At 61.8% G+C, this 19,645-nt stretch carries 19 protein-coding genes; 10 read left to right on the top strand and 9 right to left on the bottom strand.

The window, feature by feature from the left end; all coding sequences use genetic code 11:
• Positions 1-100: 100 nt before the first annotated feature.
• The gene (locus VFG17_RS12985; protein WP_095388856.1) at positions 101-1,027 is read right to left on the bottom strand and encodes a lipid kinase; all 927 of its coding nucleotides are present in this window, start codon (positions 1,025-1,027) and stop codon (positions 101-103) included.
• Between the two features lie 176 nt (positions 1,028-1,203).
• Positions 1,204-1,953, bottom strand: a complete 750-nt coding sequence (locus VFG17_RS12980) for a cation transporter (protein ID WP_325029876.1) — start codon at positions 1,951-1,953, stop codon at positions 1,204-1,206.
• 101 nt (positions 1,954-2,054) lie between these two features.
• Here VFG17_RS12980 and VFG17_RS12975 point away from each other — a divergent pair, with 101 nt between their 5' ends.
• The 3 genes from VFG17_RS12975 (at position 2,055) to VFG17_RS12965 (ending at position 4,161) form a co-directional block, all read left to right on the top strand.
• Positions 2,055-2,519, top strand: a complete 465-nt coding sequence (locus VFG17_RS12975) for a MerR family transcriptional regulator (protein WP_255247270.1) — start codon at positions 2,055-2,057, stop codon at positions 2,517-2,519.
• A gap of 305 nt (positions 2,520-2,824) precedes the next feature.
• A complete protein-coding gene (locus VFG17_RS12970) occupies positions 2,825-3,148 on the top strand; it encodes a DUF736 domain-containing protein (protein WP_095388854.1) in 324 nt (107 codons plus the stop codon).
• Positions 3,149-3,231: 83 nt separating this feature from the next.
• Positions 3,232-4,161, top strand: a complete 930-nt coding sequence (locus VFG17_RS12965) for a HEPN domain-containing protein (RefSeq protein ID WP_095388853.1) — start codon at positions 3,232-3,234, stop codon at positions 4,159-4,161.
• A gap of 6 nt (positions 4,162-4,167) precedes the next feature.
• Here VFG17_RS12965 and VFG17_RS12960 read toward each other — a convergent pair whose 3' ends face one another.
• A complete protein-coding gene (locus VFG17_RS12960; protein ID WP_037553321.1) occupies positions 4,168-4,398 on the bottom strand; it encodes an EexN family lipoprotein in 231 nt (76 codons plus the stop codon).
• A gap of 209 nt (positions 4,399-4,607) precedes the next feature.
• Between VFG17_RS12960 and VFG17_RS12955 the strand changes: the two genes are divergently transcribed.
• The 4 genes from VFG17_RS12955 to VFG17_RS12940 all read left to right on the top strand — a co-directional run bounded on the left by VFG17_RS12955 (position 4,608) and on the right by VFG17_RS12940 (position 8,622).
• Positions 4,608-5,684 carry a PIN domain-containing protein gene (locus VFG17_RS12955; RefSeq protein WP_062767690.1) on the top strand — a complete coding sequence of 359 codons (1,077 nt, stop codon included), beginning with the start codon at positions 4,608-4,610 and terminating at the stop codon, positions 5,682-5,684.
• 163 nt (positions 5,685-5,847) lie between these two features.
• The gene (locus VFG17_RS12950) at positions 5,848-6,945 is read left to right on the top strand and encodes a MarR family transcriptional regulator (protein WP_325029875.1); all 1,098 of its coding nucleotides are present in this window, start codon (positions 5,848-5,850) and stop codon (positions 6,943-6,945) included.
• A gap of 35 nt (positions 6,946-6,980) precedes the next feature.
• Positions 6,981-7,853, top strand: coding sequence for an antitoxin (locus VFG17_RS12945; protein ID WP_325029874.1), 873 nt, complete (start codon positions 6,981-6,983; stop codon positions 7,851-7,853).
• Positions 7,854-7,905: 52 nt separating this feature from the next.
• Positions 7,906-8,622, top strand: coding sequence for an SDR family NAD(P)-dependent oxidoreductase (locus VFG17_RS12940; protein WP_325029873.1), 717 nt, complete (start codon positions 7,906-7,908; stop codon positions 8,620-8,622).
• A gap of 10 nt (positions 8,623-8,632) precedes the next feature.
• Here the strand turns inward: VFG17_RS12940 and VFG17_RS12935 are convergent, their stop codons facing one another.
• The 4 genes from VFG17_RS12935 to VFG17_RS12920 all read right to left on the bottom strand — a co-directional run bounded on the left by VFG17_RS12935 (position 8,633) and on the right by VFG17_RS12920 (position 16,771).
• On the bottom strand, positions 8,633-11,569 hold the full coding sequence (locus VFG17_RS12935) for an SEC-C domain-containing protein (protein WP_325029872.1): 2,937 nt from the start codon (positions 11,567-11,569) through the stop codon (positions 8,633-8,635).
• Positions 11,566-12,261, bottom strand: coding sequence for a hypothetical protein (locus VFG17_RS12930; protein WP_325029871.1), 696 nt, complete (start codon positions 12,259-12,261; stop codon positions 11,566-11,568). The genes VFG17_RS12935 and VFG17_RS12930 overlap by 4 nt, the downstream gene beginning before the upstream one ends.
• Positions 12,262-12,390: 129 nt before the next feature.
• Positions 12,391-15,354, bottom strand: a complete 2,964-nt coding sequence (locus VFG17_RS12925; RefSeq protein WP_325029870.1) for a TrlF family AAA-like ATPase — start codon at positions 15,352-15,354, stop codon at positions 12,391-12,393.
• 511 nt (positions 15,355-15,865) lie between these two features.
• A complete protein-coding gene (locus VFG17_RS12920; protein ID WP_325029869.1) occupies positions 15,866-16,771 on the bottom strand; it encodes an endonuclease/exonuclease/phosphatase family protein in 906 nt (301 codons plus the stop codon).
• Between the two features lie 140 nt (positions 16,772-16,911).
• On the opposite strand from VFG17_RS12920, the gene VFG17_RS12915 reads away from it, so the two are divergent.
• Positions 16,912-17,187 carry an HU family DNA-binding protein gene (locus VFG17_RS12915; RefSeq protein WP_325029868.1) on the top strand — a complete coding sequence of 92 codons (276 nt, stop codon included), beginning with the start codon at positions 16,912-16,914 and terminating at the stop codon, positions 17,185-17,187.
• A gap of 249 nt (positions 17,188-17,436) precedes the next feature.
• Here VFG17_RS12915 and VFG17_RS12910 read toward each other — a convergent pair whose 3' ends face one another.
• A complete protein-coding gene (locus VFG17_RS12910; RefSeq protein ID WP_325029867.1) occupies positions 17,437-17,901 on the bottom strand; it encodes an SOS response-associated peptidase family protein in 465 nt (154 codons plus the stop codon).
• Positions 17,902-18,004: 103 nt separating this feature from the next.
• On the opposite strand from VFG17_RS12910, the gene VFG17_RS12905 reads away from it, so the two are divergent.
• Complete coding sequence (locus VFG17_RS12905; RefSeq protein ID WP_325029866.1) at positions 18,005-18,622, top strand: SOS response-associated peptidase; 618 nt, start codon at positions 18,005-18,007, stop codon at positions 18,620-18,622.
• Positions 18,619-19,056, top strand: coding sequence for a DUF1810 domain-containing protein (locus VFG17_RS12900; RefSeq protein WP_325029865.1), 438 nt, complete (start codon positions 18,619-18,621; stop codon positions 19,054-19,056). Before VFG17_RS12905 ends, VFG17_RS12900 begins: the two co-directional genes overlap by 4 nt.
• Before the next feature lie 12 nt (positions 19,057-19,068).
• Here the strand turns inward: VFG17_RS12900 and VFG17_RS12895 are convergent, their stop codons facing one another.
• The gene (locus VFG17_RS12895) at positions 19,069-19,626 is read right to left on the bottom strand and encodes a cytochrome b (protein WP_325029864.1); all 558 of its coding nucleotides are present in this window, start codon (positions 19,624-19,626) and stop codon (positions 19,069-19,071) included.
• Positions 19,627-19,645 lie beyond the last annotated feature (19 nt).

Raw genomic sequence — 19,645 nt, 5'->3', positions numbered from 1 at the left:
CGTCGCTGTACGACCGTCAGAGGGGCCCGGCCCGCGCTTCGCGATTTACGGCAAAACCGTCCTTCTCACAAGGGCTTCGCGGCGGTCGCCGGTCCTTGGCTCAATGGTGATAGAGCGGGAATTGCCGGGCTGTGACGGGGCATTCGCACGGGGCCAGGACCGATATCGCGCGCGGTAAAACACGGAAATGCGCCGGCGTCGCGGTAACGATCTCACCGTCAGTGTTCACCGGCATCGGCCGCCGCGTCTCGATGTCGAACTCGACGCATTTGGCGGTGCGCACTTCCTTCCACGCGCCATGCGTGCCGGACCGGAAAGCGCGGAGCATGAGGGCGAGCTTCCAGAGGTTTTTCACCTCGAGACTATAAAGATCGAGCGTGCCGTCATCGATCGCGGCATTCTCCTCGACGACATTGCCGCCGCCATAGAGGCGCCCGTTGCCGATCGCGACCTGATAGGTGCTGACGGTCCTCGACTCGCCCTTCTCCCTGATCCTCGCCCGGAACCGCTGGGCAGCCAGGATGACCCGCAGCGCGGCGACGGCATAGCCGAGGCGCCCGAACCTTTTCTTGATCGCCGGGTCGAGCTTCTGCGCAAGCTCGCTGCTGATCCCGATGCTCGCGACATTGAAGAAGGCATGGCCATTGACCGTGCCGACATCGATCCGTCGGCTGTGACCTTCGACAATGACATCGGCCGCCGCCCCGAAATCGAGCGGGATCGACAGGGTGCGCGCCAGATCATTCGCGGTTCCGGCGGGAATGATTCCCAGCGGCAGGCCGCTCTCGATCACCGCGGGCGCAGCGGATGAGATCGAACCGTCGCCGCCGCACACGACAATGATATCGGCGGTCTGATGCAGGCGTGTCACGTCGCGTGCAATTTCGGGCAGGCTCTCGAACGATTCGACCGTCACCAGAAGGCCGCCCGCGGCGAGGCGCTCGCGAACGGGAACGAGCGCCTGCTCGCCCTGCCGCGCCTTGGCATTATGCAGCACGAGGGCGCGCGTTCCTTTGGGCCACGTCATCTGCTGATCCCTGTGTGGAGGAAAAATTCATGCCATCGCCGCGCGCTTTGAAAGGCGGCGCGCCGATGGGTGCGGCTTATACGTCGACGCTTGGACAGCGGGGTTGCGGCTGCGCGGGGCCGCTTGAGGTTCCTGCCGACGAGCTTCGGCGCGGCATGGACGACAGCGACAGGCGCTCAGTCCAGGGCGGCCGCTACCGTCGGTCGCGAGGCGCGAAATTGCGGCCATGCCTGGCTGAGAACACGGATCGCCGACCGGAAGAAGAGGACGGCAATGATGCTCCCAACCAGAATGTCGGGCCATCCCGACCCCGTCAGCCAGACGCCCGCGGCCGCCACGATCACACCGGTGTTGGCGATAACGTCGTTGCGCGAGCATTCGAAAGTGCTCGACATGTTCACGTCGCGGTTACGGTGCTGATAGAGCAGCGCGAGACAGGTGAGATTTGCTGCCAGCGCGATGAAGCCGAAAATGCCCATCGTTCCCGCCGTCGGCACGATGTCGCCGGTGAGTTTGAGAACAACCTCGATCGCCACCCAGATGCCGAAAGCTGCGATGATACCGCCCTTGAACAGGGCTGCCCCGGCGCGCCAGCGAATACTCCGTTCCAGGGCGTAAAGGCTGAGAATATAGACGAGCGCATCGCCCAGCATGTCGACCGAGTCAGCCATCAGCGCGGTCGAACGGGCGAAGACGCCGGCGGTGAACTCGGCGAAGAACATCACAAGGTTGATGACGAGCACGATCTGCAGAACGCGGCGGACGTCTGCATAGGCGCCAAGCGCCGCGATCTCGTCTTCCTTTGCCGAGCAGCAATCATCCCCGGCGAAATGGCGCGGCGCTTCGACGGCAGGCGCGTCGGACGCGGGGGCCTTCGCAGCCGTGCTGGAACAACCCGAGGCAGGTGCGCAGCAGCTGTCGATCACCGGCGGATTCGGGGCCGTCTCGCCGCAGCATCCGCTCTTTTCGGTGACAGGTTTCGAGACGGCATCGCCGTCGCCGCAGCATTTATCCATGATCGCGTTCCATGTTTGGCAAGTGGTTCGCGCAGGCCTATACGACCTATAGCAACTATAGGTTCAAGCACTTTATGCAGGAAAGTTTCTCGATCGGCGATTTGGGCAGGCTCACCGGCTGCCAGGTCGTGACCATCCGATATTACGAGAAGATTGGCATATTGGCCGAGCCGGGGCGCAGTAACGGCGGGCACCGCATCTATGGGCCAGAGCATCGCGACCGGCTCACCTTCGTGCGAAAGGCGCGCGAGCTGGGATTCTCGCTCGACACCGTGCGAAGTCTGTTGTCGCTGTCGGAGACGCCCGAAGGCACGCCCTGTGCCGATGTCGATCACATCGCCTCGCGGCATCTTGTCGAAGTGCGCGAGAAGATCGCTGCCCTGAAGTCGCTTGAGGGAACGCTCGAAGGACTGCTCGACATTTGCAGCCACACGACTGTGGAGCAATGCCGGGTCCTCGACGCACTGCGGGACTGAAGCGAAGCCCTATCCCGATTGTCGCGGGGCGTTCTTCCCGGGTCTTGCGCGCTATCCCCGTTAACGAGGCCAACCTGTCTCGAAACCAGCTCACGCCACCCAACGTCCTTCGCTGAATGTCCCGCGCGTCCGTGACCATCCTGAGGCGCTTCGCCAAACTGGACGGCGGCGGCCGCCGCGCAAGCGGGCCGTCGTCCCGCTCCGCCGCTTCGCTTCGGCCCTGCGGGTGCGCGCCTGCCTTGAACCGCCGTCCTGCCCGGCTTCACGCCCGGGATGGTCTCGGGTCGATCAGCAGGAGTATCGACATGGCGAGCATCGGCATCGTCAGCGGCAGCATCGAGAAGGGCTTTGCGGGCCAGCTCATCACGCTGTCTATCAAGGCACCGATCGAGATACGCCCCAACCGCGGCAAGGCGAGCGATGTGCAGCCCGACTATCGCGTTTGGTCCGATGGCGTCGAGATCGGCGCCGGCTGGATCCGCGTCGCCGAGCAATCCGGACGCCCCTATGTGTCGCTCTCGCTCGCGACCCCCGAGTTCGGGCCGCGGCGTATCTACGCCAATCTCGGGCGGGCCGCGGGGCAGGATCGCGACGATGTCTTCGCGATCATCTGGACACCCGCCGACTGAGCGGCAGCCAGCCTGCGGCATCCGTGCGCATCGGAACAATCTTCCGGGTGCAAGGGTGCCGCCACCTTGTTAGGGTGACCCCAATGCAGAGCAGCCTCGAACATCTTCCCCCGCACAAGCAACGCGAGATCGAGCGCGTCGTCGAGATCATCTTTGAGGAATTCGAGGATGCGCTGGCGCTCGCGACGCAGGACTGGAAGCGCAAGGGCCGGATTTCCAAGATCATCCTCTACGGCAGCTATGCACGGGGTGGGTGGGTCGACGAGCCGCACACGGCGAAGGGCTATCAGTCGGACTATGACCTGCTGATCATCGTCAACGACAAGCGGCTGACCGATCGGGCGGACTATTGGTCGAAGCTCGACGACCGGCTCATTCGTGAGCTGTCGGTAACGAAGCGGCTCCGCACGCCGGTGAACTTCATCGTTCACAGTCTCGACGAGGTGAATGCCGGACTGACGCAGGGTCGCTATTTCTTCATCGACGTCGCTCGTGACGGGATCGCGCTGTACGAGGCCGACGGGAAGGAGCTCGCAGAACCCAAGCCGATGACGCCGCATGCGGCGCTCGAGATGGCGCGCGAGTATTTTGATGAGTGGTATCCTAGCGGAGCGCAGTTTCTTCATCACTATCGAAGCGCGGTCGCTGAAGGTTGGTTGAACAATGCGGCCTTTCAGCTTCATCAGGCGACGGAACGATATTACCACTGCATCCTATTGGTATGCACTTTCCACACGCCGCACATCCATAATCTTGTTTTCCTGCGCACCCAAGCCGAGCGGATCGATGATCGATTGATCGAGGCATGGCCGCGAGAAGTTAAGGCCGACCGGTCGCGGTTCGAAAAGTTGAAGGAAGCGTACATCAAGGCGCGCTATTCGAAGCATTACGCGATCACCGCCGACGAACTGGAATGGCTCGGCGCGCGGGTTCAGCATCTCGCCGATATCGTCGAGACTATTTGCCGTGACCGCATCGCTGAGCTTGAGGCAACAGCGCGTCAGGCAGGTTGAGACCCGCTACTTTTTCCCGCGGAACCGCTCGAATTTGGCCTTTCCCTCGGCAGTCTCGACCGCGACATTGGCATTGCTGCATTCATCGCCGCGCTTGTCGCCCGCCGTGCAGCTTTGGACGACGTCGCGTGCCTCATCGAGATTGGCCTCGAAATATTGAACGCTGCGTGGCTCCGGCGGAGCACATGCTGTCAGGATCGTCAGGCTGGCGATCGCCAGCATCTTGAAAATGATCATCGTCACCTCCGACGATCAACTCTAGCGTCGGCGACCCGGTCCATGCAGTGGCGATTTGAGATTTAGAACCAAATTGAGGCTAGTTCTCCGTCCATCGGCCTATGTGAGCCAGTTTTGCGCCATTCTTAGCTCTCTCTCAAGCGTCGCATTGGGCGGCGAGGCTCAAGGGAACGATTGAGGAAATCCGTCGCAAAAGCTAGTTTGCAACGATGAGCGAACCACCAGCACCGCGCGGACAGCGCCTCGTCACACCATATGCTTTCATCGATACCGAGGCTTTTCGTGCAGCGGGTCTCGACTGGCAATCGCGAACTTGGTCCAGCCTGATCGATCTAGCGTCGAAGAGCACGCTCGAGCCGATCACGACTTCCATCACCACGCGGGAGGTTGAAGCGAGACTTTCGGAAGCGCTGGCGGAGGCGGAAGCAGCAGCGAAGAAGCACGGCGCGATTTTTGGCCAGCTTGGAGAAAGCGGTCCCTTTGGTGATACCGATCCAGCCGATCGGAAGGCACTGCTTCACGCGCGCTTTCGAGAATTCCTAGCGACAGCAAAATTTACCGAAATCCCCCTTGTTGCCGATCACAAAGCGATTTTTGACGATTATTTTGCTGGTGCTGCGCCCTTTGGGGAGGGCAAAAAAAAGAGCGAGTTTCCGGACGCCTTTGTGCTGTCGAGCCTCCTCGCCTGGATCCGGCCCGGTCGACCCAGAATATATGTGGTTGGCAAGGATCCGGACCTAGTGAAATTCTGCGAGGGACGGGACGATCTGATCCAATTGGACTCCGTTGCCCAGCTTCTCTCGCTGGCTCTGGCGTCAGCCCAGTTGGTGAAGCGTCTTGAAGCGCATGTCCGTGGAGACGCGTCCCTGCTCGAAAGGCTGAGGGCACGCCTTAACTCCTATCGTCCGCGCCGTGTCGATATCGAGGTTGAAGATGTCGAGTTCTTCGATCTTGAGATTTCGAGCGTGTTTCTCGTCGACGAATCCGAGGAGGGACAGGATTTTGTCCTTGAGGTCGAAGTCTTGGCTGAGGTCGAAGCCGACGTTCGTGAGACGGGTCATGAGTATGTCATCTCGCGGCGGGGAGAGCCTGATTTGGATATTCGGACTTACCATGCTCGTCCAACTTCCAGCGCGGCTATTTATGTTGAGGTGCTGGTGTCTGAGGACGATAGTGGCGAAGAGCCAGCCTTGGTGACGACCGATTGGGCTATCACATCGGGCGATATCGAGATCAAATTGCCATCTCAGTTCAGCAGGCGTGAAATCACCCTCGAGGCGCGGTGACGCCAAAATCCTTCGTTGACGCCACCGGAACGTTGCCAGTTTCGACGCTTTCCAGATTTCAGATGAAATTTTTTCCATTTTTTTAATGCAAATTTTCTGCGCAGCAAATATCAAGGTTTTTCCGAATATTCACTTTTAGGGTGATTTTTGCTGGGCACAAAATATGGCCGAATTTGAAAATTCTCAGCGCGAATTGCTCGATGCGCTTTTGGAGGCGCTTTTGGCGCTGCCGCAGTCGCACGCGCAAATCGAGCGATATGAGGTCGAAATCGGGCCTCGCGGCCGCGCCGACGCCCTGATCGGCGCATATATCGGCCGCCAGCCGCTCTTATTGCTTGTCGAAATCAAGGCGCAGCTTTTTCCGCGCGATGTGCGCGAAGCAATCTGGCAGCTTCGGAATAATCAGGCCCATCTCAGCAATTCCGGTGACGACCGGGAAATCATTCCTTTTTTTGTCGCCCGTGCGATCTCGCCGGGCGCTCGAGAGATTTTTCGGGAAGAGCGCGTCGGATATTACGACCTCGGAGGCTCGCTTTATATTCCGGGGAAAAAGACATTCATATTTCTCGATAAACCGGCTCCGAAAAAAGGGACGAAGAAGTTCGATTCCATTTTTCAGGGACAAAAGGCGCGCGCACTCCATGAAATTTATGAGAGGCGGCAGGACTGGCTGGGCGTGAAGGATCTCGCCGATGCGAGCGGGGTTTCGCCGGCTACGGCTTCCGAGACCCTCACGGAACTCGAACGGCGCGAGTGGGTCGATGTGCAGGGCGCGGGCCCGTCGAAACAGCGTCGCCTGCGTGCCGCACGGCCCCTTCTCGAAGCCTGGACCAGCTATGCGAGCGATCAAAAGGCACCGACGGTGCGGCGCTACTATGTTCCGAAAGGGAGTGACGCACTGGAGCTGGCGCTGCGCCTTGATCAGGCGTGCGACGAGGCGAAGGCCGCCTATGCGGTCACCGGCGAAGTCGCCGCTCAAATCTATGCCCCCTATCTTTCTTCCATCTCGCAGCTTCGTTGCCGGATCGAGCCTGGGCAGAAGCTGATCGAGGCGCTGCTCAATCTCGACGCGCGGCCGGTCGCAGAGGGGTGGAACCTTGGCATCATCGAGGCGAAGAGCCGGCGCGATGTCGCGGTGGGCCAACGGATCGACGGCGTCTGCTATGCGCCGCCGCTGCAGGTCTATCTCGACCTGCTGCAGGCGTCCGGCCGTTCCCGTGAAATGGCGATGCATCTTCGTAGCGAATGTCTGGATAAATAATGCCCAAACCACAGACGATCAGCGGCTATGAAGACATGGTCACCGACGCTTGCGAGCGCGTGCTGGTCACGCTCCTGCGCGGGCTCGGACCATGGAAAGATTCGGTTTTTCTCGTCGGCGGTCTCGCGCCGCGCTATCTCGTGACTGCCAGGCCGCCGAAAGTCCCGAAACATGCGGGTACGGGCGACGTCGACCTCGTCGTCGACGTCGGAATCCTCACGACGACCGAAGCCTACAGCACGCTCGAAGAAAATCTGAAGGCGATGGACTTCGAGCGCGCCGAGAATGACAAGGGCGCGAAGCAATCCTGGCGATGGCGCGCCGAGATCGAGGACGGCACTACGATGATCCTCGAGTTTCTGGCGGACTCGCCGGAACTTGGAGGCGGCAAGGTCAAGGAACTGCCTTCGGACGGCAATGTCTCGGCGTTGAACATCCCTCACGCGTCCATGGTGTTCGACCATCACGGGACCGTCGAAATCACGGCGGACCTGCTGAACGGTAAGGGCCGTGCCACCGAGGTCGTGCGCTACGCTGATATCGTCACCTTCACCTGTCTCAAGGCCTTTGCTTTCGATCAGAGGTTCGAGCGCAAGGATGCGCACGACCTGATCTACTGCATCGAGAATCTGGAAGGTGGCGTCGGCGCGGCGCAATCCGCATTCGCGGCTGCACTGACCGGTCCGCATGCCGAGGCGATACGCGAGGCTCTTACTCGCTTGGCGGCTCGCTTCCGCGATCCCAATCCCGACGAGAGCTATTTGCGCGACGGGCCCGTCGCCGTGGCAAGTTTCGAAGACGACGAAGCCGATGTCTCGGCCGACCCCGATCTGCTGAACGCCCGGATCTTGCGGCAGCGACATGCCGCGGAGATTATGGCCGACTTCCTCAGGGCATTCGAAATCTGATGACGAAGGCTGTGATCGCAGTCATGTTCCGGCACATTCCAGGAGCTTGACTGTGAACAGAGCGATCATAGTCGGCGCGAGTTCGGGGATCGGCCGAGAGCTGGCGATGCTGCTCTCGCGTCATGGCTACTCGGTTGGCGTCACCGGTCGGCGCTGCGGCCTGCTCGCCGATCTCGCTGGCAATTCTTCCGGTTCGATAATCTACGAGGCATTCGACGTGGCCGACACGAACGCGATGCAACGCGGGCTCGCCGCTTTGATCGAGCGGCTTGGCGGGCTCGACTTACTGGTGATCAGTGCCGGGGTCGGCCACATAAATGCCCATCTTGGCTGGGAGGCGGAACGCGAGACGATCGCTGTGAACGTGGAGGGGTTCGCGGCCGCGGCCAATATCGGCATGCAGCACTTCCTCGCTCAAGACACTGGTCACCTGGTTGCCATTTCGTCGATCGCGGGATTAAGGGGCGGCGGCGACGCGCCTGCCTACAATGCGTCCAAGGCCTTCGTCTCCAACTATATGGAGGGGCTGCGTCAGAACATGGCGCGCCGGGGCCTGCCGATTGCAACGACCGACGTGCGGCCCGGCTTCGTCGACACCGCGATGGCGAAGGGTGACGGACTCTTCTGGGTTGCTTCGCCTGAAAAGGTGGCGAAGCAGATCTACAGTGCCATTCGCGCCCGCAAATCCCATATCTATGTCACCAAACGCTGGAGGCTCGTCGCGGCCCTGATGAAATTTCTGCCGAACGTCATCTACGACCGCCTCTAGCCGCTCGCGATCACCGCCCGTGGCAGATTTTGAATTTCTTGCCAGAACCGCAGGGACATTTTTCGTTGCGGCCGACCTTTTTCCTCGGCTCAACCTCCCTGGGGGCACCGCGACGCTGATCGAACAGCGCCTGCAAAGGGGCAGGAATCACAACCTGTCGCTGCGGGGGACCGCCTTTGCGCCGAACCTCGCGAATGATGGCCTTCTGCTCCTGGAATGCCGCGCGATGGTTCGGATCCATCGCATCCTCGAACGGCAGCAGCCGCTCGACCTCGTTCGCCGCCGCATCATGGTCGCCGCAGTACGCAAGAACCACCGCATATAGAGCGCGGGCTTCGAGAACGGGCCCCGCGAGGCCCGCGCCTTGCAAGATGGGGAAGATGTTCCGTTCGAAGGCCTCGCGGGCGCTTATGAAGTCGTTCACCCAGACCAGTTCTTCGACAAGATCGAGACCAACCCGGACGAATGACTGGTAGGATTGCGACAGTTCGTAGAATTTCATCGCATGGATACGTGCGAGAGTAGATCGCTGGCTCTTCCGGCCCAAGGCCTGCGCGAAAAGATCGTGACTGTCTGCCAGATGTTTCAGCCGATCGGTGAGATCTTCGTCTTTGGGAAGAAGCTCCCGAAGTTCGGGGGCGTTCCGTCCTATCACATCGTCGGGCCTGATCCCGAGCTCCAGATAATATTCGCCGATGAGGGCGAGTGCCTCACTTACCGCTGTATCGTTGTCGCCTAGCTTGAACAGGGCGAGGGCGCGATTGTAACGAAACACGCGCAGATGTTCGGGCTGGTCGGGAAGTCGGTCCGCAACTTGGTCAAGCATGGCTCGGACGCCATCGATGTCGCCGAGCTCGGACAAGAGCAACATCCGCTTCATGCCCCAAGCCATCCACTCCTCGTCGCCAAGCTCGTTCGCCCTCAGCAGCGATTCAATCTCGTCGACGCGCTCCCGGCCGGCCTCATAATCTCCCTCCCGCAGATCGTTGAAGACCAGGCCGTCGAGCGCCCACAGTCTTGTCTCGGCATCTCCGTTCGGATCGGCCGCGATCGTCAGCAGATAGGGTTCGATTTCCGGCCAGACCCCGAGTTCGTGGAACAATTCGTCTGTGGCAAACTGCACCAATATTCTCGCCTGACCGAGAAGCCCGAACAGACGGATGAGCAGTCCTAACTTCGCGAGGCTCCAGTTGGTCCGGATCGAGCTTACGATGACCCGCTGCAGCGAGCCCAGGGCTTTCTGCTCGAAGTCCTGACCCTTTGCCGAGACGTCCGCCTTGCCGAGAATCCTCACCGCGTCGTGAATTTTTAAGCCGCTATTCCCGAATAATTCCAGCGCACCCGTTGCGGGAAGCGCGCGCAACCGGGCCGTGGCCGCCTTCGCGTCGATGTCGCATGCGGCTTGAAGCAAGGCACTGGCTTCGTCCCTCGAGAGCGCGACATCGGCGAGGCTCAGGACCGCGATCGTTTCTCTGTCGGCCGGCGGCAAGCCTTCGAACGCGCGCCTCAGGATAATCTCTTGAGCCGTCTCGACGATATTGGTCTGCTGCTCGATCTCCGTACAAAAGGCCCGAATATCGCCGCCATATTCGCGCGCCGCGATCGTCGCCGCGTTGAGCACGTAAAATGGCAGGCCTCCGGTAATTCTGGATAGCCGCTCGCAATCGCCGAAATCGGCACGGCAACCAGCATCTCGAACTGCCGCCGCGATAGTGTCTTCGTCCCAGCCGTTCAGAGTCTCGGCGTGGATACCCAGTCCTGTTTCGAGTTCGGCGATGTGCCGGCCGGGTTGGCTCAGCAGGACAAATCGGAGATTGGGGGCCCGTGCTACCAGCGCCTCTATATCGGCCGCGGGAATGCGGTGGCTGTTATCGATGACGACAGCCGCGTGAAGGCCGTCTTCGCCGAGCTTGATGCTCAGTGCGCTCACCATATCTAATCCGCTCGCGCCCGGCAGAAGAATTTCGCCGAGCTTGTCGTTGGAGCGACCGAACATCTTCGCCGCCACTTCGCGCGCTACCGCTGACGCGAGCGCGGGTCCCGGCGTGTCCCCAACGTCGAGATAGGTGACCGGGAGCGCAGCATGGACCGCGGCCTCGGCCATCCAGGCGGTTTTCCCCGAGCCCGAAAGTCCCGCTATGATGCGGACGGGCTGGTCACTTAGCAGGGCGGGTTCGTCGACCTGGGCGCGGTACACCGGGGGCGGCGCCGGAAGCTGCTGCATCTGGACCACGAGCTGCTCGAACAGGTCCGGCAATTCCTCGCGGGAAAAACTGTGATCCTCGCGTGGAAGCGTGCCAGCGGATGCGAGCATGACCATGGCGGCCAGCTTCCAGGTCAGCGTCTCCGGCCTGAGCAACCCGAATGGCAGCTGCGCCGCGAGATCCGAGCAATATGCAGCCATACCGGCAACATTGTCGGCAGGTCGAGGCAGGCAATTGTCGGAGGGCTCGGGACCGCCTGGCCAATGCAGCTCGACATCGTCAGGCCAGTCATCCGCGGCAATCATCTTGAGCAGGGCTGGCGACGGAGGCGCATTCGTCGCGATCACGAATCTCGCATCGCCAGCTCGCAGGCCGTTCTGATGCTCGGCACGTATGTCCTCGAAACGCTCTAGTGCTCCTGAAATATCACTGGGATTGAGGACGTCCTGCCGCGTTTTGACCTGCGCATAGATACGGGCTTCCGGAAGCTGGACTTCAATGTCCTCGTCCCGCTCGACGATGATATGTTCGGCTCCCGCCTTTCCCGCGAGGAGAAGGCACGCTGCCGCGTAAAGATGCTGGTAAAGGAAACCCCTGTGTACGGCCTCGATCCGGATGAGTTGGCGCTCGTCGAGAACGAGGAGTTCGTCGACCGGCGGCTGTGGGCGTCCTGCCTCATCCTCCGCGCGGTCATCGGCCGCATTATGACCGGAATTGTCTCCGGGATCTTCTGACGCGGTCATCGTGTCGTGAAGGCTGCGACGACCTTGTTCGTCCCGTCCATGAGCAAGCCGCACTGAATGTCGGCGACGAGGACCGTCGAATTCACCGTGATATCGGTCGGATTGCTGATCGTCGTCTTGCCATAGGGGTAGGTGGCGCGAACGACATTCGGGAGCTTTGGCACGACAACAAAGGCAATCTTGGCTTGGGGTTTGAAGGATTGCGCTTCGGCGACGCTCATGGGGACGGTCCCGATGAACCCACCCTTGTTGGCGATGAAAAGCTCTTCGCCATAGCGCGCCGGTTCACCCTCGAAGATTGCCTTCTCGGTCCGGGTAATCTTGCTGATGGTGGCCTTTGCCCCGAAGCCATTCTGCGCGGAATAGGTGCCGGTCGTGACCTCGCTGCTCGAAATCGTCACGTCGAGGTTGCTGAGCGTGCTGGCCTTCGGACTTTCGACCTTTGCATAATAGAAGGTGTCCCAAGCGCTGAAGTTCGTATTGTCGAACAGATAGGACTTCACCTCAAAGGCTCCGAGATCAGCATTATAGGCCAGATATTCCGCGCCTTCGATCTTCTTCGAGATGATGAGGGGGCCGGAGCCGCCCGCTGCTGCAAGCCGGGCGCGGTATGCATCGCTGGTCTCGAATTCGTCCTTCGGCGCGACGGGCTTGATGGACGCTATAGCCTGGTCGAAGGTCTGCGGCTGCACCGTCGTGCCCGTATAGGCTGCACAACCCGATTGCGCCTGCGCCAGTCCCGGCGCGCAGATCAGCGCCGCAGCCAGAATGATTTTCCTCATTGGTTTTGCTCCCCCTTGAGCCCGTGCAAAATATCGAGACTAACGCTCCAGGCGGACGCGCAGGCGCCGTGCGCGCTCGCGAAACGCATGTTCCCCGCCCTCGAGAATGTCGCAGACCATCTTGCGGATCGGTGCATCTTCGAGGCCGCCGCTCGCATAGGCGATATCGGGCAAGCCATCCCCCGGATGCGGGCCCGCCGATGCAACGATGACCTGATCGGCGTCGGTGTTGATCACGAGATTGGCGTTATGCGTGACGATGATGACCTGGCGTTTCGCCTTGGCCTTGAGGAACAGGCCGACGAGTTCATCATAGATCGACTTGGGATCGAGGTTTTCCTCGGGCTGATCGATGATCAGCGGCCGCTCATCTGCATTGTCGAGCGCGAGGTACAGCAGCAGGAGCACGATACCGCGCGTGCCCGGCGAAAGTTTGCGGATATCGACCCCATCATAGTCGACGCTGTACCGAACTTCGATATGATCGGTGCCATAGAGCCAGCGCGCAAACAACTTGAGCCAGCCGCGGAATGCGGCGGCATCGCTACGCTGCGCGAGAGCATGTTCGAAGAAGCTCTTCTGATATTTTTGGCGAAACTCCTTCAGCGCCTCGGTCACTTCTTCGGCGGTTCCGCTCTCCCAAACGCCGCGAAGCTCGTCATTCGCAGCCTCGAGCAATTTACCTTCGCCGCGAAACGGACCCTGTCGGCGAAGGTCGAGCAGATCCTCGCCGCGCTTTGCCCATTCCGCCATGTCGGGGCGGCGGGTGACCGTGAATGCAAGCTTCCCGAGCGTCCCGCCCGTCTCATCCATTCGCGCCCGGATGGGTGCGTAAAGGTCGTTGAGGACCTGTTGTTCCGAAAACACCGCTTCGAAAATTCGCCGGTAACTTGTCTGCCTTTCCGCAGGTAGTCCCTTGGCGCGCTCCTCTGCGCCCTCATAGTCCTTCAGCTTGTCCTGCAGGACCGAGAGCAATTCGGTCTCGGTCGTGATTTTCGCCGACAGGGAATTGAACCGTTCGCGCGTTTCCTTGTCGACGTTTATGATATCTCCGAGCCGCCGGATTTCGGCATCGAGCCGGCCCAAGGGCAGTTTCGTCAGATCGGCATCGTCGGCGATGAGTGGGGTCGCTGGATCGGTGATTGCGATATCGGTCCCGCGCCACCCGTCGCGGTTCTTCCGGGTGGAGGACAGGTTGTCGTTGATGATGCCGTCCACATTGCCGCTGTACTGCGTCAAAAACGGGTCCCACGCCTCTCCGGCTATGCCGGCATCCTTGTGGCGTTCTTGCGCATCGCGCAGATTTTCGGGCGCCTGATGGGTCCGGAAGTCCGAAACCTCGTCCTGGACGAGTAGCAACTTCTGCTCGCGATTGGTCAGTCGCCTAACCCGCGCGCGCACTTCGTTTGCCGCCTCGGTCAGGCCTTCGAGGCGCTTGATCCGGTCCTCGCTGCCTTTGCGGACAAGCTTGCCGCGGTCCTCGGTGAGCTGGGTGATCTTGAGCTTCTTCTCGTCGACCTGCTTCCGAATGGCCACGATCTGAGATTGCTTCTCGAGCTCGATGTTGATCCGGTCGGACAATTCCTCGAGCTTCTGTTCTTCGCGGCGTCGCGCCTCGCGGAACCGGGCTGCCTTGAGGTCGCGAAGGTCCGCAAAATCGACGGCGCCCTCTCGCTCGGTCGGGCTGTGCGCGTCAAAGACCACGCGCTCGACTTCCGACAGCAGGCCATCGGTCATTCCCTCCGGTGAGCAGAGCGATTCCACGAACTGCTGTGTCAGGTATCGAGCGCGGGCGTAGCCGTCCCATGCCGCCGCGGCATTATCGAGGCCGCGTTCGGTGACAACGCCATTGCCCCAATCGAGCTTCACCGTCGCATCGTCGAGATATTCGCTCGCCCGCACAAGGAAGGACTGCATGGGGAGCTGGTCCGCATGGGCATCGCATCCCGCCGCGATCATGTCGGCAAGCGCGGTCTTACCAGACCCGCGCGCACCGATGATGGCGACAAGGCCGGGGTTGAGATCGATCACCGAATTGGGGGCCCACGGCGCATTCGTCAGGGTCACACGGCGGATCGTCTCGGACGGCGCAGATGCGGGGGGCGCCTCGGTCCCGACGTAAGCGCGGCCCTCGGGATCGATGCAGGCCTGCTTCAGTCCGTCGAATGTCGCCGCCCCCTTGATCCAGGTATAGCGGTCGCCATCGGGCGCGCCCGTTCGCTCGACAGAATGCCCGTCGCTGCCGTGCATGCAGGGCTTGAGCCCGCCGTAGGTCTCGCAGATATGCTCGCGACTGGTTTTTCGGCCGAGCCAAAATTCACGCTGCGCCGGGCTCGACGCGAACATGATATGAGCAAAATGTTCAATCTGCTGGCGCAAAGCCTGGTCTGCGCCATCTTGAAGTCCCGATGTCCCGTCGCCCTTCGCCCCGGCGACCGCGATCAGGATATTCTCCTGCGCCCAGCTCATCCCCTTATATTCGTCGCGGAGCTGATCGAAGCTGACCTTGAATTGTTCGGAGCCGTGGCGAAGCGCTGAACGATCATCGGTCAGCTCGGAATTGAGCGACCGTCCCAAGCGGATCAGTTCCGAAGGATTGCAGGCGAAGGTGTCGGTCGTGGTCTTGAAGGTCAGGCGCTGAAGGAAGCGCGTGAGCTGCTCGATATGATCGGGATCGTCGGGGCAGACGAGCAGATGGGCGTTGATCCACGACCGCGCGGTTCCCACGCTGAACCGAAGCTCGATATTCGGAAAGATCAGGTCGCAGTCCTTGAGGCGACCTTGCTCCTTGCGCGCGCGAACCTCCTTGTAGAGTTCAAGCCCGTAATAGTCGGTAATACCGAGCGCACGGATCGTCGGCGTCGCACCCTCGATCGCGGCAAGATAGGCTTCCCAATCGCCCTTGAACTGGTCGTTGAAGATCGTGCCCGGGGCGTGAACGTGCGGATCCCATCGCAGCCACAACGATCCCGGTCCGATCGATTCCTCTTCCCCCACGGTCATGGCGCGGCACGCTATCGTCAACAGGGGGGAAACGGAAGTGCCGCCGCCAGATCAGACCATTTTGGATCTATTTTGTGCCGGAGCCTGGTGCCTGATCGCAGGGCGGCTCGGGCTCGCCGGAACCGCAGGACTTGCCGGCCGTTTCCCAGTGGCAACGTCCATAGGAGCTGTCATGGCAAGCGCACCGCCCGACCCGCATCCCGATTCTCCCCCGACCGGCCCCGAGCAAGTTCCGGAGCAGGTTCCCCTTCCTGATGACGACGGTCGGGAAAGTGTCGAGGATGTACCCGAAGCGGAATGATTGGCGGGCTGCTTGGCTTCTCGCCTGCGGCATGGCGCCCACATATCTGCGGAGCGGAAATGGTAAGCCCCGCTACATCTCTGCAGCGGGGCTTCCCTAGATTGCATCCGAAGATGCCATCAAATTCTGCCATTCTTTCGTCTGGACAGGTAAGTGAAACGTGCCGGGAACGCGATGGTTCCGTGGCCTTCTTCGAGGCGCGGAATTTTTTTATCGCCGCAGCGTGACCGCGATTGGGCAGTGGTCCGAATAATGCTTCTCGCCGGGCGCATAGAGCGTTTCGCTGAACCCCGTCCGGTCGGCGGCGGCGCGCCGGTCGAGGACGATATGATCGATGAAACTGTCATAGCGCGGGTCGCAGGCCGGCGGCTGGCCCGCGTCGGCGAGCGTCAGATCGGCGTTGGCCGGATCGCCATCGTCGATTTCAGTCCAGATCGCGTCGCCGGGAAGCGCGAGCCGGCGATTCCAGTCGCCCAGCACCGCGAAGCGCTCGGGCCCGGTGGCGGCCGCGTCGATCCAGGCTTCGAGCGCCGGAATCTGGTCCTGGAATATGGGGCAGGCCTTCGCCTCGCTCCCGGAAAAGCAGCCCGACTTGAGGTGGATGCCGAGAAGGCGGATCGGTGTGCGGCCCTCGGGGCGGAGCGTGATGTCGACGCCCGAGCGAAGCTGCTCGTTGCCGCGCATCAGCGACGTCACATCGGCATGGCGATCAAAGGCCATGTCCTTGCGGATCGCGAAACCGACCGCTTGGCGGATCACCGTCTGCGCCGGGAACCTGCCGCCGCAGGTGCCGCCCGGCGCGCCCTTCCGGGCTTCCATGATCACGACATATTTGGCGGGGTCGAAGACCCGCGCTGCGGCGGCCTCATTCTCGGCCTCCTGAAAGGCGATCACATCGGCGTCGAGGTCGTCGACGATGCGGCGCATCGCGGCATAATCGTTGTCATCCCTGGGGTTGCAGCCTTCGCCGTTCCTCGCGGCGAGAAATTCCAGATTCCAGCTCGCAAGCTTGAGCGGTTTCGATGGAACAGGCGGGTTTGCGGGTGCGGAGGTCGCGGGCGAGCAGGCGGCAGCCAGCAGGAGCAGGGCGGATGCGATGAGGCGGTGGGGAAGCATCTGTCGCTACTGCCGCACGCCGCCACCGAGTGCAACTCGCCGTGCCGCGCCTTGGCGCGGCGCAGATGGCGCCGATCCGTCCGCGGCGCTATAGCGCCCGCCCGGCCGGGATCCTTCCGGCCGCTCAAGGAGATGATTTTATGAACCACGCCGAACTGTCGGACAGCGTCGCAACCGCACTTGGTCTGAGCAAGGCCGATGCGAAGAAGGCTGTCGATGCCGTTTTCGCCGCGATCACCGCCGCCGCCGCCAAGGGCGACGAAGTCTCGGTCAACGGCTTCGGCAAGTTCAAGGTCAAGGAATCGGCCGCGCGTGAAGGCCGCAATCCCTCGACCGGCGAAACCATCCAGATTGCGGCTTCGAAGAAGCTGACCTTCGGCGCTGCAAAGGCCGTCAAGGATCGTCTGAACGGCTGAGCCGGTACGTCCCGCCGGCGTGCCCGGCGGGACGGCCGCGCGGCGGCATGTCGGGCGCGGCATCTGATGAGCGCGCTCTGGCCTCGCAGGCTCGGCCAGGGGTCGCACTTTTGTTTTGGCCGCGCGGCACACTCGGCTCGCTATCCTTGCGGGGCGGCGGCTAGGCACGGGCGCGCATCGCACGCCGCCCCGCTGCGGGCTCGCCAAGAGTGCGGTTGTTCGGGCCCTGCGGGCCGGCGACATCATGATCTAGAGCGGAAGTTCCGCCTGTTTGCGCAAAGGCTCAACGAACAGCGTGTGACGCGGGGGTTCCTCGAAAAGCACCTCGTTCGGCAGGCTCCCGTCGAGCCAATGGTTCGCGTCGCGCCGCTGGATGATCACGCCGTGGCGCGACTGATAAGGAATGACATCGGCGCCCGCGGGGATGGTGAGGATGCTGTAGGACAGCGGCCAATCGGCAAGTGGCGGGTCCCACACTGCGGCGAGATAGAAGAAATTGCCGCTGTCGAGCGTCACCCGGTAGCGGTGATCGCCGGTTCCCATGCGGAACTCGGACGCTGGGATCAGGCAGCGGCGCGCCGGGAAGGCGCGGCCCTCGGCGCGCACGAAACGATAATTGATCCCGTCGCTAAACCGCGGGTCGGAACCCCAAACCGCTTTGACCATTTCGATCTCGGTCATATTGTCGGGATTGCGCCGGACGAGCGCTTGCACGCCTCCGCTCGGGGCGTCGGGATCGAAAGGGGTTGGCGCGATACCCATATGTGGAACATAATGGGAACGATGTTGAGTCGCAAGGGCGAGGGGACCGACGCGCATGTGCAATGATTATCGGCTCGAAATAGACATCGCGTCGATCGCCGAGGACTTCGACAACCTCCAGATCAAGATCGGCATGCCCGAGGGCGCACCGAACGTGCCGGCGCGCGAGGATGTCCGCATCACCGATACCGCGCCGATCGTGAAGAGCAGCGACGGCGCCGCCGCCGGATCGCTCGTCAACCGGCGCTGGAGCTGGCCCGGACAGGGCGGCAAACCGGTCTATAATGTGCGCTCGGAGCGCCGCGATCTCGGCATGCAGCGATGCCTCGTCCTCTGCGACGGTTTCTATGAGTTCACCGATCCCACCGACCCCGCGCAAAAGCGGCTCGACAAGTGGCTGTTCACGCTGAAGGACCATCGCTGGTTCTGCATGGCGGGTGTGTGGCGCGACAGCCATGTCGGCGAAGCCTTCAGCCTCCTGACGATGGACGCCGGTCCCGACATCGCACCCTATCACCATCGCCAGATCATTCCGCTGCCACGCGATCAATGGGCCGCCTGGCTCGATCCGCGCGTTCCGGCCGAGGACATATTGAAATGGCTTCCCGAAGGCAGCCTCGAGGTCACACAGGTATATGGCAAGCCCCCCGCGCAAGGCGCTCTTGCCTTATGACAAACGAAGAGGGGCTCGACCTGTTCGTGACGGCGCAGGAGCAAATCTATGCGCGCGCGCTCGGCGAGATTCGCCGCGGCAAGAAGAGCTCGCACTGGATGTGGTTCATATTCCCGCAGCTGGCAGGCCTTGGCCGAAGCGCGACGTCGAAGCTCTACGGTCTCGCGGGAGCCGACGAGGCGCGGGCCTATCTGGCCCATCCGCTTCTCGGCGCGCGCTATGCCGAATGCGTCGAGGCGATCCAGGACCTGCCCGCAAGCGACCCGGTGGCGGTCTTCGGCGAGGTCGACACCGTCAAGCTGCGTTCGTCGCTGACGTTGTTCGAGGCCGTGAGCCGGCGGCCGCTCTTCTCCGCCGCGCTCATCCGCTGGTTCGGCGGCGAGCGCGATGAGCGCACCCTGGGCCTGCTCAGCCGCGACGACAGCATGCCGTGACGCCGACGCGTGTCAGCCGCGCGGATTGCGAAACAGCGGCAGCATCCGGTGGAGCACTTCGTCCTTGTCGAAAAAATGATGCTTGAGCGCGCCGAGAACATGCAGCGCGAGCACGACGTAAATGGCCTTCACCATCAGCTTGTGTATGTCGCCGAGCGCTTCGGCGAGATCCTCGTTCAGCGGTAGCGGAAGATTGGGCGCGGGCACGGCGCCGTAAAGCGGCACTTCAGGCGCCCCGCCCGCCGAAGCTGCGGCCCAGCCGAGAAGCGGGGCGCCGATCATCAGCACATAGAAGAGAATATGGGTCGTGCGAGCGAGCAGCCGTTCCCATGACGGCATGCCGCCGGGGAAGGCCGGCCAGGGATGGCCGAAGCGCCAGCCGAGCCGGATAAGGCTGAGCGCGAGGATCGTGATCCCGACCGATTTGTGCAGCTGATAATAGCCGAGCTTCTCGCTGTCCGAGGCGTCCTCCATCCAGCCGCCAAAGGTGGCATTGGCGATGATCAGGATGGCGATCGTCCAGTGCAGGACGATCGAGACGGTGGAATAGCGGCTGTGATTCTCACGCATGATTCGCCTCGCAATAGGT

Source organism: Sphingopyxis sp. (assembly GCF_035686825.1).
Classification (GTDB): domain Bacteria; phylum Pseudomonadota; class Alphaproteobacteria; order Sphingomonadales; family Sphingomonadaceae; genus Sphingopyxis.
The sequence above is the reverse complement of the archived record's forward strand: the minus strand, read 5'-3'. Positions and strand labels throughout refer to the sequence as shown.

Bases quoted from the DNA above. Each gene is read 5' to 3' on its own strand.
- VFG17_RS12985 (WP_095388856.1), bottom strand. From the start codon at position 1,027: ATGACGTGGCCCAAAGGAACGCGCGCCCTCGTGCTGCATAATGCCAAG.
- VFG17_RS12975 (WP_255247270.1), top strand. From the start codon at position 2,055: ATGTTTGGCAAGTGGTTCGCGCAGGCCTATACGACCTATAGCAACTAT.
- VFG17_RS12970 (WP_095388854.1), top strand. From the start codon at position 2,825: ATGGCGAGCATCGGCATCGTCAGCGGCAGCATCGAGAAGGGCTTTGCG.
- VFG17_RS12965 (WP_095388853.1), top strand. From the start codon at position 3,232: ATGCAGAGCAGCCTCGAACATCTTCCCCCGCACAAGCAACGCGAGATC.
- VFG17_RS12960 (WP_037553321.1), bottom strand. From the start codon at position 4,398: ATGATCATTTTCAAGATGCTGGCGATCGCCAGCCTGACGATCCTGACA.
- VFG17_RS12955 (WP_062767690.1), top strand. From the start codon at position 4,608: ATGAGCGAACCACCAGCACCGCGCGGACAGCGCCTCGTCACACCATAT.
- VFG17_RS12950 (WP_325029875.1), top strand. From the start codon at position 5,848: ATGGCCGAATTTGAAAATTCTCAGCGCGAATTGCTCGATGCGCTTTTG.
- VFG17_RS12945 (WP_325029874.1), top strand. From the start codon at position 6,981: ATGGTCACCGACGCTTGCGAGCGCGTGCTGGTCACGCTCCTGCGCGGG.
- VFG17_RS12935 (WP_325029872.1), bottom strand. From the start codon at position 11,569: ATGACCGCGTCAGAAGATCCCGGAGACAATTCCGGTCATAATGCGGCC.
- VFG17_RS12925 (WP_325029870.1), bottom strand. From the start codon at position 15,354: ATGACCGTGGGGGAAGAGGAATCGATCGGACCGGGATCGTTGTGGCTG.
- VFG17_RS12920 (WP_325029869.1), bottom strand. From the start codon at position 16,771: ATGCTTCCCCACCGCCTCATCGCATCCGCCCTGCTCCTGCTGGCTGCC.
- VFG17_RS12915 (WP_325029868.1), top strand. From the start codon at position 16,912: ATGAACCACGCCGAACTGTCGGACAGCGTCGCAACCGCACTTGGTCTG.
- VFG17_RS12905 (WP_325029866.1), top strand. From the start codon at position 18,005: ATGTGCAATGATTATCGGCTCGAAATAGACATCGCGTCGATCGCCGAG.
- VFG17_RS12900 (WP_325029865.1), top strand. From the start codon at position 18,619: ATGACAAACGAAGAGGGGCTCGACCTGTTCGTGACGGCGCAGGAGCAA.
- VFG17_RS12895 (WP_325029864.1), bottom strand. From the start codon at position 19,626: ATGCGTGAGAATCACAGCCGCTATTCCACCGTCTCGATCGTCCTGCAC.